Below are 15142 nucleotides of genomic sequence, written 5' to 3' on the forward strand. Positions count from 1 at the left end.
GCAGAAGCTCAAGCCCGGGCTCTGCGCGGTGAACCCCGAGCAGTACCTGCAATACAGTGAAAAGCCCCAGGGCCACAACCGCAAGGAGAAAAGCCATGGCCAAAGAAGGCTCGGTAGCCCCCAAGGAACGCATCAACGTCACCTTCAAACCCGCCACCGGCGGTGCTCAGGAAGAGATTGAACTGCCGTTGAAGCTACTGGCAATCGGTGATTACACCCAGCGCGTGGACGAGCGCAAAGTGGAAGACCGCAAGCCGATCAGCATCGACAAAATGACGTTCGACGAAGTGCTGGCCAAGCAGGAGCTGAGCCTGACGCTGAGCGTGCCCAACCGTCTTCAGGAAGAGAGCGACACCGAAGAGCTGGCGGTCAAGCTGCGCGTCAACTCGATGAAGGACTTCAACCCGGCCAGCCTGGTCGAGCAAGTGCCCGAGCTGAAGAAACTGATGGAACTGCGCGACGCGCTGGTGGCCCTCAAGGGTCCGCTGGGTAACGCCCCGGCATTCCGCAAAGCCATCGAAGGCGTACTCGCCGACGACGAATCGCGCGGTCGCGTACTCGGTGAGCTGGGCCTGAACGCCGCAGCCCCGGAAGCCTGAGTCCCCATCAGTCAAGGAAGCCAACCCTATGAGCACCAGTGCAGCACAACAGAAAAGCAACGACGGCGAATACAGCATTCTCGACAGCATCATCGCCGAAACCCGCCTGACGCCGGACGACGAAGCCTACGACATTGCCAAGCGCGGTGTGTCGGCCTTCATCGAGGAACTGCTCAAGCCGCAGAACAACGGCGAGCCGGTGAAGAAGGCCATGGTTGACCGCATGATCGCCGAGATCGATGCCAAGCTCAGCCGCCAGATGGACGAGATCCTCCACCACCCGGACTTCCAGTCCCTGGAATCGGCCTGGCGCGGCCTGCAACTGCTGGTCGACCGCACCAACTTCCGCGAAAACATCAAGATCGAAATCCTCAACGTCTCCAAGCAGGACCTGCTGGACGACTTCGAAGATTCGCCGGAAGTGATGCAGGCTGGCCTGTACAAGCACATCTACACCGCCGAATACGGCCAGTTCGGTGGCCAGCCGGTGGGCGCGATCATCGCCAACTACTTCATGTCGCCAAGCTCGCCTGACGTGAAGCTGATGCAGTACGTGTCCAGCGTTGCCTGCATGTCCCACGCGCCGTTCATCGCCGCGGCCGGTCCGAAGTTCTTCGGCCTGGAAAGTTTCACCGGCCTGCCGGACCTGAAGGATCTGAAAGATCACTTCGAAGGCCCGCAGTTCGCCAAATGGCAGAGCTTCCGCCAGTCGGAAGACTCCCGTTACATCGGCCTGACCGTACCGCGCTTCCTGCTGCGCAACCCGTACGATCCGGAAGAGAACCCGGTCAAGTCCTTCGTCTACAAGGAAACTGTGGCCAACAGCCACGAGCACTACCTGTGGGGCAACACCGCGTATGCCTTCGGTACCAAGCTGACCGACAGTTTTGCCAAGTTCCGCTGGTGCCCGAACATCATCGGCCCGCAGAGCGGTGGCGCGGTAGAAGACCTGCCGCTGCACCACTTCGAAAGCATGGGCGAGATCGAAACTAAGATTCCTACCGAAGTCCTGGTCAGCGACCGTCGTGAATACGAACTGGCCGAGGAAGGTTTCATCTCCCTGACCATGCGCAAAGGCAGCGACAACGCGGCGTTCTTCTCCGCAAGCTCGGTGCAGAAGCCGAAGTTCTTCGGCATCAGCGCCGAAGGCAAGGCCGCGGAACTGAACTACAAGCTCGGCACCCAGCTGCCGTACATGATGATCGTCAACCGCCTGGCGCACTACCTGAAGGTGCTGCAGCGCGAGCAACTCGGTTCGTGGAAAGAACGTACCGACCTCGAGCTGGAACTCAACAAGTGGATCCGCCAGTACGTGGCCGACCAGGAAAACCCAAGCGCCGAAGTCCGCGGCCGTCGTCCGCTGCGCGCCGCGCAGATCATCGTCAGCGATGTGGAAGGTGAGCCGGGCTGGTACCGCGTCAGCCTGAACGTGCGCCCGCACTTCAAGTACATGGGTGCCGATTTCACCCTGTCGCTGGTTGGCAAGCTGGACAAAGAGTAACCAGGAGCTAGGTCATGACCGGATACGGCAGCCTTTTCGAACGCCTGAGTGGCGAGGCCGACAAACGTGCCGGCTGGAGCCGCGAGGTTTCCGCCATGGCGTCGGTGGCTGCCCATCTGGGCAAGATGCTCAGCACCCGTGCGGGCAGCGTGCAGACGCTGTCCGATTACGGGCTGCCCGATCTCAACGACATGCGCCTGAGTCTGCACGACGCCCTGAGCCAGGCCCGCCTGGCCATCGAGAGCTTCATCGAAGCCTACGAGCCGCGTCTGAGCAATGTGCGTGTCGTTTCCCTGCCCCGTGATCACGATCAGCTCAAGCTGGCTTTCAACATCGAAGGCCTGCTTGAGGTGGACGGGTTCAAGCGTCAGGTCAGTTTTTCCGCGCGCCTGGATGGCAGCGGACAGGTCAAGGTCAGTTAAGCGAAGGAAACGACGATGTCAGGTAAACCCGCAGCACGCGTCAGCGACCCCACCGCCTGCCCGCTCCCCGGCCACGCCACCAACCCGATCGCCGCCGGCTCCGGCGACGTGCTCTTCGACGGCCTGCCCGCCGCCCGCCAGGGCGATGCCTCGGCCTGTGGCGGAGCGATGTCCGGCGGCCTGGCGACCACTGTGCTGATCAACGGTAAGGCGGCGGCGACCGTCGGCTCGGTGGGCACTCACGGCAACACGGTCACGGCCGGTTCGGGGACGGTGATTATCGGCAACTCCCATTCGCCGGCGCCGTTCTCCGGCGTTGCCGCGCTCGCCCTGAACGCAGTGGTCGCAGCGCTCGTCCCAGAGGCTGCCGCCGCCGAGAAGAAGCTCGATTACCGCGTGAAGCTGAAGTCCGGAGGCAACGCCATCCTGACGCCGCTGGAGGTGCCGGATTTCGACGAACTGAAAAGCGGCGCCTCGAAAAACCGCGAGCTGATCGATTTCGTCATCGAAAACCGCCAGGCCGCTGCCGACACCGTAAAACTGGAAGTGCTGGACGGCGAAAAGCCGATCTACACCGAAACCAATACCGCTGCATTCCTGCCCAGCGGCGAACACCCGTGGCAATGGGACGGTTACGACACCGCGGGCATCCTCGACACCCGGCTCCTGAAAAGCCCGAACCTCAAGATACGCCTGACCGCGACCCAGGGCGCCAGGCAGCAGGTCACCGAAGTGCCGCTCGAATGCTCGGCCGAAGAGGTGAAGTGGGTCGACGTGCGCGTCGATCGCAACGCCAAGACGGTTGAGGTCACGCTGCGGCCGAGCTTCTCGGACGGCGGCAGCAGCGGTTCGACGCGGGGCTTGGCGGCGACGCCTTACAGCACCCTGCTGGGGTGGGCCAAGGAAGGTATCGAGCGTTACTGGTCGCGCAACGGCTCGCGCGGCGGTGGTATCGCCGAGGGCATCACCACCAGCAAGGGGCTGTACAAGGTCACCGTCAAGGCGGACGTCAATACCGCGCCTAAAGCCGGTAATTTCCCGCTGATCGATTCCTTGTCGGCGGACTTCGGCCGTTCCACCAGCCTGGCGATCGCCAGGAAGGTCTACCACAACGCCGGTTATGCCCATGACCAGATCGTCAAACGCCAACAGTTGCCGGCTTCGGTTGCCGTCACCTATGCCGAGGAAGAATTCAAGGAAACGTCCGCCCACGAGTTCGGGCATCTGATCCTGAACGAATACGGCGGCGGCCTGATTCCAAACTACTCCTGGACGCACAAAGACACGTCCACCCTGATGCAGAACCCCAAGGAAAACCACCCGACGCCAAGCACGGGTGAGGTGGACGTCATGCATTACTTCAGCAGCTACACCCAGTCCGCTCCCGATTTGCAGAAGCGTATGGCGGCCTCCGAACAGGATGTGAAAAGCCTGCTCTGGCTGGCGAGGATCGAATTCGATGACTAAGTTCGCCGGCTTGCTCCTGCTGTTGGTGTCCTTGAGCGGTTGCGCGGCGCAACAGGTCTACAACAACCATGTGTATGTCGCGAACCGTTGCGGCCAGCCCTTGCAGATGAAGGTGATCAACAGCTCCAACATGCATTCGCTGGAGCGCACGCTGACTTCCGTGCCCGGCTCCCGCGCACTGGTGGCGAGCTTTGCCTCTTATGGCGAAGACGTGATCGAGCAGATCCCCGCCAACTATCGGCTGACGATCAGCGATGCCGCGGGCAGCCAGACCATTGACGGCGCTCAGTTGAAACAGCGCCTGAGCGGTGTGGAAAAGGTCAGTGAAGGCACTCAGCGCGAATGGACGATCGATGACCGCTCTGTCTGTCCGTGACACGTGCGGTTGTTGAGTGCCCTGACGCTGAAACGCTTTCAAAAAACATAAACAGGTAAACAGACGTGTCCTTCAACCAGTACGACCCAGGCGAGTTTGCTGCACTGCGTAAGCAGGGTCGGTGCGTGGAAAAAGAGGCTGCGCCGTATCGCTGCAACCAGTGGGTGCTCCGTGGAACTTTCTAACGGGCCGGTAGCCATCGCCGCGCCTTCGATGTGGCAAAGGGTGTGGCGGCTCCTCAACGCATTCCTTTGCTCAGTCGGCTTGCTGGCGCTGCTGGTGCTGTTTGCGCTGCTGTTTACCTGGCAGCGGGATACCCCGCCCAAACTGTTCGCTCACCCCAATGCCCTGTGGGTCGGCGCCGAGGATGGTGGCGTGTTCGTCGAGATCGCGAAGGCCGAGGCGCCGGATTATTACGTCGAGATCCGGCACGAGAATGGCGACATCTGGACCGAAGGCTGGGTCCGCTATGGCACCCAAGAGGGCTTTCCGCTGAGTGCCCAAGCCATCGGCGGGTTCGATGGCGAGGCGCTGCATCTATGGACCAGCGTGGCGATCACGCCTGAAAAAGCGGGGGGCCGCTAATCATGGGTGCTCATCGTGGGCGACGCGGTTTCCGGGCTGAAGGTTGCGCCCTCCAGGACGGTTTATTCATGAGATTCACTACCAGGCAGGTAACCCGTGTCCTTTAACCACTACTACCAAAGCGAACTCACCGCGCTGCGCCAGCTGGGTCGCCGTTTCGCCGAGCGTAGTCCGGCCCTGGCGCCGTTTCTCGGCCAGGCCGGGCGGGACCCGGACGTGGAGCGCCTGCTCGAAGGCTTCGCCTTCCTCACCGGTCGCCTGCGGCAGAAGCTCGACGACGAGCTGCCGGAGCTGAGCCACTCGCTGATGCATCTGTTGTGGCCGAACTACATGCGGCCGCTGCCGGCGTTCAGCATTCTGCAGTTCGACCCGCTGAAGCAGTCCGGGCCGGCCCTGCGCGTGCCGCGCGACACGCCGGTGGAGAGCCAGCCCATCGACGACGTGCGCTGCCGCTTCCGCACCTGCTACCCGACCGAAGTCCTGCCGTTGGACCTGACGGCGCTGAACTACTCGGTCAAGGGCGACGGCGCGCTGCTCAGCCTGCGTCTGGAGATGAGCTGCGACGGCCACCTCGGCGAGCTGAACCTGAGCCGCCTGCGCCTGCACCTGGCGGGCGAGCGCTACATCAGCCAGATGCTCTACCTGAGCCTGCTGCGCAACCTCGAAGGCATCGAGCTGGTGCCGCTGGGCGCGGACGGCAAGCCGTTCCCCGGCGTCAATGGCAACGCCATGTCGTTCAAGATGCCGGGCAATCGCGTGCAGCCGGTGGGCTTTGCCGAAGAAGAAGCGTTGATCCCGTATCCGCTGAACACCTTCCGCGGCTATCGCTACCTGCAGGAGTATTTCGCCTTCCAGGACAAGTTCCTGTTCGTCGACCTGAACGGCCTCGATCTGCTCAAGTCGCTGCCGGAAGAGACCCTCAAGCAGCTGCACGGCCTGGAAGTGCGCTTCGACATTCGCAAGAGCGGCATCCAGCGCCTGCGGCCGACCCTGGACAACGTGAAGCTGTACTGCACGCCGATCGCCAACCTGTTCAAGCACGACGCCCTGCCGATCCGCCTCGACGGCAAGCAGGACGAGTACCTGTTGCTGCCGGCCGAGTACGACCTGGAAAACTGCGGCGTGTTCGCGGTGGAAGGGGTGACCGGCTGGAAGCCCGGTGGCCTGGGTTACCAGGAGTACGTGCCGTTCGAATCCTTCGAGCACGACCCGAGTTTCGACGTGCTGGAAAGCCGCCCGCACTACAGCATCCGCCAGCGTTCCTCGCTGCTGCACGACGGCCTGGACACTTACCTGAGCTTCGGCATCCGTCACACCGAGGCCCATGAAACCCTGTCCATCGAGCTGACCTGCACCAACCAGAACCTGCCGCGCCGGCTCAAGCTGGGGGAGATCAACCAGGCGTGCGAGGAAACCCCGGAATTCCTCAGCTTCCGCAATATCACCCCGGCCACCTCGAGTTACGCGCCGCCGCTGAATCGCGACTTCCTGTGGAAGCTGATCAGCAACATGTCGCTCAACTACCTGTCGCTGGCCAACGTCGATGCGCTCAAGGTGATCCTCGAGACCTACGACCTGCCGCGCTACTACGACCAGCACCTGGAAAAGGTCAGCAAGCGCCTGCTGGGCGGGCTCAAGTCGATCCGTCACGAGCATGTCGACCGCCTGCACCGGGGCTTGCCGCTGCGGGGCCTGCGCACCGAGCTGACCATCGATCCGGAAGGCTATATCGGTGAAGGCGACATGTTCGTCTTCGCCTCGGTTCTCAACGAGTTTTTCGCTCTTTACGCCAGTCTCAACTCGTACCACGAGCTGCGGGTAAAAAGTACACAGGGAGAGGTGTACCAATGGACACCACGTATGGGTCTGCAGCCCCTGCTTTAAGCGGGCTGACCCGGGGCATCCGCGAGTACTCGCTGTTTCAGGCCGTGCTGCTGGTGGTGGACCGGCTGCGCGACTCCCATCCGGGCCTGAGCGACGAGGATCTCTACGACCAGCTGGAATTCCAGGCCAATCCGAGCCTGGGTTTCCCCGGCAGCGATGTCGATCGCGTGGAGTTTTTCGAAGAGCACGGGCAGCTGCGCGCGCGCCTGCGCTTCAACCTGATCGGGCTGTTCGGCTCCGCCTCGCCGCTGCCGGCGTTCTACGGCGAGCAGGCCCTGGGCGACAGCGAAGACGGCAACCCGACCCGCAACTTCCTCGACCTGTTCCACCATCGCCTGCAGCGGCTGATGCTGCCGATCTGGCGCAAGTACCGCTACCGCGCCAGCTTCAAGAGCGGCGCCCTCGACCCGTTTTCCGCCCAGCTGTTCGCCCTGATCGGCCTGGGTGGCGAGGACATTCGCCAGGCCCAGGAGCTGAACTGGAAGCGCCTGTTGCCGTACCTCGGCCTGCTCAGCCTGCGGGCCCACTCGGCGGCGCTGATCGAGGCCGTGCTGCGTTACTACTTCAAGCACGCGGACCTGGTGATCGAGCAGTGCATCGAGCGCCGGGTGGAGATTCTCGAAGAGCAGCGCAACCGCCTGGGCCGCGCCAACAGCCAGCTCGGCGAAGATCTGGTGCTGGGCGAGCGGGTGCGCGACCGCAGCGGCAAGTTCCGCATCCATATCCGCCAGCTGGACTGGCAACGCTTCCACGAATTCCTGCCGATCGGTTTCGGCTACCAGCCGCTGTGCGCGCTGGTGCGGTTCACCCTGCGTGACCCGCTGGACTATGACATTCGCCTGGTCCTGCGCCAGGAAGAAATCCGCGAACTGCGCATCGGTGAGCAGAACGCCTGTCGCCTCGGGTGGACCAGTTGGCTCGGCCGCGAACGCGCGGACGGCGTGGTGACCCTGGGCAGCAAAATTCATTAAGGACAGATGATCATGATCAACGTAGACCTGCAGCAACTGATCCAGGCGCTGGACGCCGAAACCCGCCGCGACCTGGAAAGCTCCGCCGAGCGCTGCGTGGCCCGGGGTGGCAGCAAGATCCTGGTCGAAGACCTGCTGCTGGGCCTGCTGGAGCGCCCACAGGGCCTGCTCGCGCGCGCCTTGCAGGATGCCGAAGTGGATGCCGGCGAACTGAGCGCGGCCCTGCAGTCGCGGGTCGAGCACAGCGCCTCGCGCAACCCGGTGTTCGCCCCGGAGCTGGTGCAATGGCTGCAGGACGCCCTGCTGGTGGCCAACCTCGAACTGGGCCAGAGCCAGGTCGAGCAGGCGGCGCTGATCCTCGCGCTGCTGCGCAACCCGATGCGTTATGCCGGGAGCCGTTACCAGCCGCTGCTGGCCAAGCTCAACATCGAGCGGTTGAAGGGTTTCGCCCTGTCGCAGAAGGAAGAACCGGCCAGCGGCAAGCCTGCGGCGCCCGGCGAATCGCTGTTGCAGCGCTTCACCCACAACCTGACCCAGCAGGCCCGCGAGGGCAAGCTCGACCCGGTGCTGTGCCGCGACGGCGCGATCCGCCAGATGGTCGACATCCTCGCCCGGCGCCGCAAGAACAACCCGATCGTGGTCGGCGAGGCCGGCGTCGGTAAAACCGCCGTGGTCGAAGGCCTGGCCTCGCGCATTGCCGCCGGGGAAGTGCCGCAGGTGCTCAAGGGCGTCGAGCTGCTGGCGCTGGACATGGGCCTGTTGCAGGCCGGCGCCAGCGTCAAGGGTGAGTTCGAGCGCCGCCTCAAGGGCGTGATCGACGAGGTCAAGGCCTCGCCCAAGCCGATCATCCTGTTCATCGACGAAGCCCACACCCTGATCGGCGCCGGTGGCAACGCCGGTGGTTCCGACGCGGCCAACCTGCTCAAGCCGGCCCTGGCCCGGGGCGAGCTGCGCACCATCGCCGCCACCACCTGGGCCGAGTACAAGAAGTACTTCGAAAAAGACCCGGCCCTGGCCCGGCGCTTCCAGCCGGTGCAATTGCACGAGCCGACCGTCGGCGAGGCGGTGACCATCCTGCGGGGCCTGGCCCAGGTCTACGAGAAGAGCCACGGCATCTACCTGCGCGACGACGCAGTAGTGGCCGCGGCCGAACTTTCGGCCCGCTACCTGGCCGGCCGCCAACTGCCGGACAAGGCGGTGGACGTGCTCGATACCGCCTGTGCCCGGGTGCGCATCAGCCTGGCGGCGGCGCCGGAAAGCCTGGAGCGCCTGCGGGGTGAACTGGCCGAGGGCGGCCGCCAGCGCCAGGCGCTGCGGCGCGACGCCGAAGCCGGCCTGGCGATCGACCAGGAGGCGCTGGAAGTCCTCGAAGCCCGCCTGGACGAAGCCGAAAGCGAAAAGGTCGCCCTGGAAACCCTGTGGACCGAGCAGAAGCAGTTGGCCGAGCGCCTGCTGCAGCTGCGTCAGCAACTGGCCAAGGCCCGGGAAGCCGCGGCAGTCGAGCCGGTGATCAGCGTCGAGGAAGACGCCGAAGGTACAGTGATCGAAACCCTCGCCGCCGAAGTCGAGGAAGGCCAGAGCGTCGAAGCGCTGGAAGCCGAACTGAACCAGACCCACAGCGCCCTGACCGCCGCGCAAGCCAAGGAGCGCCTGGTCAGCTTCGAAGTCTGCCCGCGCCTGGTGGCCGAAGTGATCAGCGCCTGGACCGGCGTGCCGCTGGCGCAGCTGGCCCGTGAGCACAACGCCAAGGTGGCGAGCTTCGCCACCGACCTGCGGGCGCGGATCCGTGGCCAGGAACAGGCGGTGCACGCCCTGGACCGCTCGATGCGCGCCACCGCCGCCGGCCTGAACAAGCCGGATGCTCCGGTGGGCGTGTTCCTGCTGGTGGGCCCGAGCGGCGTCGGCAAGACCGAGACCGCCCTGGCCCTGGCCGACCTGCTGTACGGCGGCGATCGCTTCATCACCACCATCAACATGTCCGAGTTCCAGGAGAAGCACACGGTGTCGCGCCTGATCGGCGCGCCGCCCGGCTACGTCGGCTACGGCGAGGGCGGCATGCTCACCGAGGCGGTGCGGCAGAAGCCGTATTCGGTGGTGCTGCTCGATGAGGTGGAGAAGGCCGATCCGGACGTGCTCAACCTGTTCTATCAGATCTTCGACAAGGGCGTGGCCAACGACGGCGAAGGGCGCGAGATCGACTTCCGCAACACCCTGATCCTGATGACCTCGAACCTGGCCAGCGACCGCATCGCCGCCCTGTGCGAGAACGGCGAGCGCCCGAGTGCCGAGACCCTGGAAGAAACCATCCGCCCAGTCCTGAGCAAGCACTTCAAGCCGGCGCTGCTGGCGCGCATGCGCGTGGTGCCGTACTACCCGGTGGGTGGCCCGGTGCTGCGCGAGCTGATCGAAATCAAGCTGGGCCGTTTGGGCGAGCGCCTGAACCGCCGTCAGCTGGAGTTCAGCCACTGCCAGAACCTGGTGGATCACCTGGCCGAACGCTGCACCCAGAGCGAAAGCGGCGCGCGCCTGATCGACCATCTGCTCGATCTGCATGTGCTGCCGTTGGTGGCCGACCGCCTGCTGGACGCCATGGCCAGCGGCGAGAACCTCAAGCGCGTGCACGCGACGCTCGACAGCAGCGGCGGCGTGACCTGCGAGTTCGCCTGAGGTGGGTGTGATGTTCACTCGTGTACCGCAACCGCTGATCTACGCCGAGGCCCTGCTGGCGCAGTTCGCCAGCCTGTCTCGGGCGGCCGACGGCACCACGCTGCTGGCGGATTTCGTGCGCGGCGTGGCGGAGCTCAGCGGCTGCGAGCTGAGCCAGCTGTACCTGCTGGATGCCACCCATACCCGGCTGGGCCTGAGCGCCGAATGCCTGGGCGGCATCCTGCAACCGCGGGAAGCGGCGAGCCTGCCGGCGGACTACAACGGTGAGCAATTGCTGCAGTTCGCCCTGTGCCAGAACCGCGTGGTGAGCCTGGTGGGCTTGAGCGGCAGCCTGCACGAAACCAGTTTCCTGCCGGCCCGGGACACGCCCTGGCAATCGCTGTTGTGCGTGCCGCTGGTGAATACGCAAAAGGCTGTAGAGGGCCTGCTGCTGTGCGCCAGCCGCGAGCATGTCGACCTGCAGGTCTTTGCCGATTCCATGGGCCAGCTGGGGTCGTTCGTGCTCGGGCAACTGCATCTGCTGCAACGCCTGCGTCGGCCGGTGGGCGAGACAGCGCCCGTGGCCAGCCCGCCGGTCAGCGCCAGCGGCTACGGGTTGATCGGCAATAGCGCGGCCATGCGCCAGACCTACCAGTTGATCAGCAAGGTGCTGCACAGCCCCTACACCGTATTGCTGCGCGGCGAGACCGGCACCGGCAAGGAAGTGGTGGCGCGGGCCATCCACGATTACGGCCCGCGGCGCTCCCAGGCGTTCATCGTGCAGAACTGCGCGGCGTTCCCGGAGAACCTGCTGGAGAGTGAGCTGTTCGGCTACCGCAAGGGCGCCTTCACCGGGGCCGACCGCGACCGTCCGGGGCTGTTCGACGCGGCCAACGGCGGCACTCTGCTGCTGGATGAAATCGGCGACATGCCGTTGTCCCTGCAGGCCAAGCTGTTGCGCGTGTTGCAGGAAGGCGAGATCCGTCCGCTGGGCTCCAACGACACCCACAAGATCGACGTGCGGATCATCGCCGCGACCCACCGCGACCTGGCGGTGCTGGTCAGCGAAGGCAAGTTCCGCGAGGACCTGTACTACCGCCTGGCGCAGTTCCCCATCGAGTTGCCGGCCCTGCGCCAGCGCGAAGGCGACATCCTCGACCTGGCCCGGCACTTCGCCGACAAGGCCTGCGCTTTCCTGCAGCGCGACCCGGTGAGCTGGTCGGACACCGCCCTCAATCACCTGTCGGGCTACACCTTCCCGGGCAACGTGCGCGAGCTCAAGGGCCTGGTGGAGCGCGCGGTGCTGCTGTGCGAAGGCGGCGAGCTGCTGGCCGAGCATTTCTCCCTGAGCAGCGAAACGCTGCCGGAGGAACCCGGGCTGAACCTGCGCGAGCGCCTGGAGAAAGTCGAGCGCCATCTGCTGCTCGATTGCCTGCGCAAGAACGACGGCAACCAGACCCTGGCGGCCCGCGAACTGGGGTTGCCCAGGCGCACGCTGCTGTATCGGCTGGGGCGCCTGAATATCAATCTCGGCGACTTCGAGGGTTAGCGCGGCATGACTTCCCCCAACGCCTGTTTCGTTTCTCGCAGCGCCGCCCGCCAGGGTCGGCGCTTTGTGCATTGTCTACCCATGGAGACCCTCTGATGTCTGTTCGTCACTGGCAAGCCGTCCTGCTGGCTCTGGTCGTTCTCAGCGGCCTCGGCGGCTGTAGCGGCAACTACAAATTCAACGACAACACCTATCGCCCATTGGGTGATCCGCAGGCGGTCAATCGCGGCAAGTGACCGCAAGGAGCATCATCATGGAACTGGTTTTCGAAATGCTGAACACCAAGCAGTTCGTGCCCACGGAGTTGAGCAGCAAAACCTTCAAGCAGGCCGGCGGCGTGATCGGGCGGGGCGAGGATTGCGACTGGATCATTCCGGATCGCAAGCGCCACCTGTCCAATCACCACGCGATCGTCAGCTACCGCGACGGGGTGTTTTTCCTCACCGACACCAGCAGCAACGGGATCCAGGCCAGCGACAGCGGCGCCCGCCTGCGCAAGGGCGAGCCGCAGCGCATCGAGCACGGCAGCGTCTATGTCCTGGGGGATTTCGAGATCCGTGCGCGCCTGGTGCGCGATCCGGCGACCTTCGACGCCGAAGTCGGGCGTCCGCAGGCCGCCGGCAGCATCATTCCCGATGACGCGTTCCTCGACCTCGACCCGCTCAACGCGCTGGAGCAGCAGGAGCGGGTGTACTCGGAAATCGACGAGCTGACCGCGCTCAACGCGCCGCGCCAGGAGCCTCGCCAGCGCGCGGACTACGCGCGCATCGATATGGAAAGCCTGCTGGTGCCGGAACTGGTGGCGCAGCCCGAGGCGCCGGCCCCTGTCGAGCCGGCCCCGGTGGAGCGCCAGCGCGAAGGCTTCTGGGAGCATTTCGGCGCGGCGCTGGGGGTGGACCTCAAGGGCCTCGATCACGACAGCCGCGAGGCCCTGGCGATCAATGCCGCGCGTCTGCTCAAGCAAAGCATCGGCGGCCTGCAGCAGAGCCTGCGCACCCGCAGCGAGCTGAAGAACGAACTGCGCCTGGCCCAGACCACCGCCCAGGGCGGCAGCAAGAACCCGCTCAAGTTCGCCGTGGACGCCAGCGAAGCGCTGGACATCCTGCTGCAGGGCCACAAGCCCGGCCAACTGCCGGCCGAGCAGGCGGTGTCCCGCGCCTTCCGCGATCTGCAGGCGCACCAGGTGGCGCTGCTGACCGCCAGCCGCGCCGCCGTGCGCGGCACCCTGGAGCATTTCTCGCCGCAGCAGTTGACCCTGCGTTTCGAGCGCGACAACAAGCCGTTGCTGGCCACCTCCGGCAGCCGCTGGAGGGCTTACAACCGCTACCACCAGGCCCTGCGTCAGGACGATGACTGGAGCGAACGCCTGCTGGCCCGCGACTTCGCCCAGGCCTACGAAGAACAGATCCGTCTGATCTCCACCCTTCACACCGAACACCAAGGATGATGCGCATGTCTCGCTGCTCGACCCTGTTATTCAAGATGCTGGCCGCGCTGACCGCCCTGGCGTTGCTGGCTGGCTGCTCGACGCTGTCGCCGTATTCGACCCTGACCAAGCTCAACCTCAAGCTGACCGCCAGCGACCAGCTCAACCCGGACCTCAACGGACGGCCGTCGCCGATCGTGGTGCGCCTGATCGAACTCAAGCATCCGGTGGCTTTCGAGAACGCCGATTTCTTCAGCCTCTACGAGCGCGCCAAGGAATCCCTGGCGCCGGATCTGGTGGCCAGCGAAGAGCTGGAACTGCGCCCGGGTGAAACCGTGGAACTCAAGCTCAGCGTCGAAGAAGGCAGCCGCTACGTCGGCGTGCTGGCGGCCTACCGCGATATCTCCGAGGCCCAGTGGCGCTATGTGGTCCAGCTCACTCCGGTGGAGCTGACCGAAGCCGATCTGACCCTCGACCAGGCGGGTATCCGCACCAGCAACGCAACGCTCGCCAAGGCGGACAAGTAATCATGAACGTGCATAAAGTCATTTGGCAGGAAGGCATGTTGCTGCGCCCGCAGCACTTCCAGCACAACGATCGTTACTACGACTACCAGATGAAGACCCGCACCCAGTTGCTGGGCAGCTACTGCTGGGGGTTCCTGGGGCTGGAGATCGACCTGCAGTTCCTCAACATGGGCAAGCTGGTGATCAGCCAGGCCTCCGGCATCCTGCCCGACGGCAGCCTGTTCGAGCTGGGCGGCAACACCGAGCCGCTGGCCCTGGACGTACCGCCGAACACCGGCAATACCCCGGTCTACCTGGCCTTGCCGCTGGTGACCGGCAACCACATCGAGTCGCGCCGTCCGGAGCAGTCCGACGTGCTGGCGCGCTACACCGCCTACGAGGCGGAAGTGGCCGACTCCAACGCCGGCGACGATTCCAGCAGCCAGGTCAGCTGCGCGCGGCCGGACTTCCGCTTGCTGCTCGGCGAGCAACAGAGCGACCAGGCCTATGTGAAGCTCAAGCTCTGCGAAGTCCTCGACACCACGCCCGACGGGGTGATCAGCCTCGACCCGGACTTCGTGCCGACCTTCATCCATGCCCACGCCTCGAGCTACCTGCTGTCGTGCCTGAAGGAAGTGATCAGCATGCTCAGCCACCGGGGCGACACCATCGCCGACCGGATCCGCTCCAACGGCAAGGTCGGCGGCGCCGAAGTCGGCGACTTCATGATGCTGCAACTGATCAACCGTACCGAGCTGGTGCTGCGCCACTACCTGGGCCTGGAGCAGGTGCACCCGGAAGAGCTGTACCGCACGCTGCTGACCATGCTCGGCGATCTGGCGACCTTCCCCAGCGACAGCAAGCGGCCGCGCCTGGACAGCCGTTACCAGCACAGCGACCAGGGCGCGAGCTTCCGCAAGCTGATGGACGCGATCCGCCAGGTGCTGTCGATGGTGCTCGAACAGCACGCCATCGAGCTGGTGCTGCAGGCGCGCCAGTACGGGATCATCGTGTCGCCGTTGCACGACCACAAGCTGCTGGGTTCGGCCTCGTTCGTCCTGGCCGCCAGCGCCAACTGCGACTCCGAAGAACTGCGCCACCGCTTGCCGGCGCACCTCAAGGTCGGGCCGGTGGAGCGCATTCGCCAGCTGGTCAACCTGCACCTGCCTGGGTCGACCCGCTCGCAGGTGCGGGTGACCTCGTCGGCCAG

General features: G+C 64.9%; 13 protein-coding genes and 1 pseudogene. All 14 read left to right on the top strand.

All coding sequences use genetic code 11. The features are described 5' to 3' along the window. Window positions 1-95 precede the first annotated feature (95 nt). On the top strand, window positions 96-599 hold the full coding sequence (tssB, locus tag ACQKQA_RS27250) for a type VI secretion system contractile sheath small subunit (RefSeq protein WP_427564277.1): 504 nt from the start codon (window positions 96-98) through the stop codon (window positions 597-599). A gap of 28 nt (window positions 600-627) precedes the next feature. Continuing rightward, complete coding sequence (tssC, locus tag ACQKQA_RS27255; protein ID WP_427564279.1) at window positions 628-2100, top strand: type VI secretion system contractile sheath large subunit; 1473 nt, start codon at window positions 628-630, stop codon at window positions 2098-2100. Window positions 2101-2114: 14 nt separating this feature from the next. After that, window positions 2115-2522 (top strand): type VI secretion system baseplate subunit TssE, encoded by a 408-nt coding sequence (tssE, locus tag ACQKQA_RS27260; protein WP_427564281.1) that lies wholly within the window; start codon window positions 2115-2117, stop codon window positions 2520-2522. Window positions 2523-2537: 15 nt separating this feature from the next. Then, window positions 2538-2832: pseudogene (locus ACQKQA_RS27265) on the top strand (PAAR domain-containing protein); the annotation flags it as partial. 1149 nt (window positions 2833-3981) lie between these two features. Beyond that, the gene (locus ACQKQA_RS27270) at window positions 3982-4365 is read left to right on the top strand and encodes a hypothetical protein (RefSeq protein WP_427564283.1); all 384 of its coding nucleotides are present in this window, start codon (window positions 3982-3984) and stop codon (window positions 4363-4365) included. Window positions 4366-4536: 171 nt separating this feature from the next. After that, window positions 4537-4950: a hypothetical protein gene (locus tag ACQKQA_RS27275; RefSeq protein WP_427564285.1), complete on the top strand. Its 414-nt coding sequence runs from the start codon at window positions 4537-4539 to the stop codon at window positions 4948-4950. A 96-nt stretch (window positions 4951-5046) separates the two neighbouring features. Continuing rightward, window positions 5047-6834, top strand: coding sequence for a type VI secretion system baseplate subunit TssF (gene tssF, locus ACQKQA_RS27280; protein ID WP_427564287.1), 1788 nt, complete (start codon window positions 5047-5049; stop codon window positions 6832-6834). Continuing rightward, window positions 6798-7805, top strand: coding sequence for a type VI secretion system baseplate subunit TssG (tssG, locus tag ACQKQA_RS27285; protein ID WP_427564289.1), 1008 nt, complete (start codon window positions 6798-6800; stop codon window positions 7803-7805). The genes tssF and tssG overlap by 37 nt, the downstream gene beginning before the upstream one ends. 6 nt (window positions 7806-7811) lie before the next feature. Beyond that, the gene (gene tssH, locus ACQKQA_RS27290; protein ID WP_427564290.1) at window positions 7812-10472 is read left to right on the top strand and encodes a type VI secretion system ATPase TssH; all 2661 of its coding nucleotides are present in this window, start codon (window positions 7812-7814) and stop codon (window positions 10470-10472) included. A gap of 10 nt (window positions 10473-10482) precedes the next feature. Continuing rightward, window positions 10483-12000, top strand: coding sequence for a sigma-54 interaction domain-containing protein (locus ACQKQA_RS27295; RefSeq protein WP_427564292.1), 1518 nt, complete (start codon window positions 10483-10485; stop codon window positions 11998-12000). 95 nt (window positions 12001-12095) lie between these two features. Continuing rightward, window positions 12096-12236 (top strand): hypothetical protein, encoded by a 141-nt coding sequence (locus tag ACQKQA_RS27300; RefSeq protein ID WP_044465796.1) that lies wholly within the window; start codon window positions 12096-12098, stop codon window positions 12234-12236. A 17-nt stretch (window positions 12237-12253) separates the two neighbouring features. Further along, window positions 12254-13447 carry a type VI secretion system-associated FHA domain protein TagH gene (gene tagH / locus ACQKQA_RS27305; RefSeq protein ID WP_427564295.1) on the top strand — a complete coding sequence of 398 codons (1194 nt, stop codon included), beginning with the start codon at window positions 12254-12256 and terminating at the stop codon, window positions 13445-13447. A 5-nt stretch (window positions 13448-13452) separates the two neighbouring features. Beyond that, window positions 13453-13953, top strand: a complete 501-nt coding sequence (tssJ, locus tag ACQKQA_RS27310; protein WP_427564296.1) for a type VI secretion system lipoprotein TssJ — start codon at window positions 13453-13455, stop codon at window positions 13951-13953. Between the two features lie 2 nt (window positions 13954-13955). Next, window positions 13956-15142, top strand: a 1187-nt coding sequence (tssK, locus tag ACQKQA_RS27315; protein ID WP_427564298.1) for a type VI secretion system baseplate subunit TssK, incomplete at its 3' end; no start/stop codon positions are given.

Source organism: Pseudomonas sp. NPDC089530 (assembly GCF_050280705.1).
In the GTDB taxonomy this organism is placed as follows: Bacteria; Pseudomonadota; Gammaproteobacteria; order Pseudomonadales; family Pseudomonadaceae; genus Aquipseudomonas.

Coding starts and splice junctions, on each gene's coding strand:
- tssB (WP_427564277.1), top strand. CDS start 96: ATGGCCAAAGAAGGCTCGGTAGCCCCCAAGGAACGCATCAACGTCACC.
- tssC (WP_427564279.1), top strand. CDS start 628: ATGAGCACCAGTGCAGCACAACAGAAAAGCAACGACGGCGAATACAGC.
- tssE (WP_427564281.1), top strand. CDS start 2,115: ATGACCGGATACGGCAGCCTTTTCGAACGCCTGAGTGGCGAGGCCGAC.
- ACQKQA_RS27270 (WP_427564283.1), top strand. CDS start 3,982: ATGACTAAGTTCGCCGGCTTGCTCCTGCTGTTGGTGTCCTTGAGCGGT.
- tssG (WP_427564289.1), top strand. CDS start 6,798: ATGGACACCACGTATGGGTCTGCAGCCCCTGCTTTAAGCGGGCTGACC.
- tssH (WP_427564290.1), top strand. CDS start 7,812: ATGATCATGATCAACGTAGACCTGCAGCAACTGATCCAGGCGCTGGAC.
- ACQKQA_RS27295 (WP_427564292.1), top strand. CDS start 10,483: ATGTTCACTCGTGTACCGCAACCGCTGATCTACGCCGAGGCCCTGCTG.
- ACQKQA_RS27300 (WP_044465796.1), top strand. CDS start 12,096: ATGTCTGTTCGTCACTGGCAAGCCGTCCTGCTGGCTCTGGTCGTTCTC.
- tagH (WP_427564295.1), top strand. CDS start 12,254: ATGGAACTGGTTTTCGAAATGCTGAACACCAAGCAGTTCGTGCCCACG.
- tssJ (WP_427564296.1), top strand. CDS start 13,453: ATGTCTCGCTGCTCGACCCTGTTATTCAAGATGCTGGCCGCGCTGACC.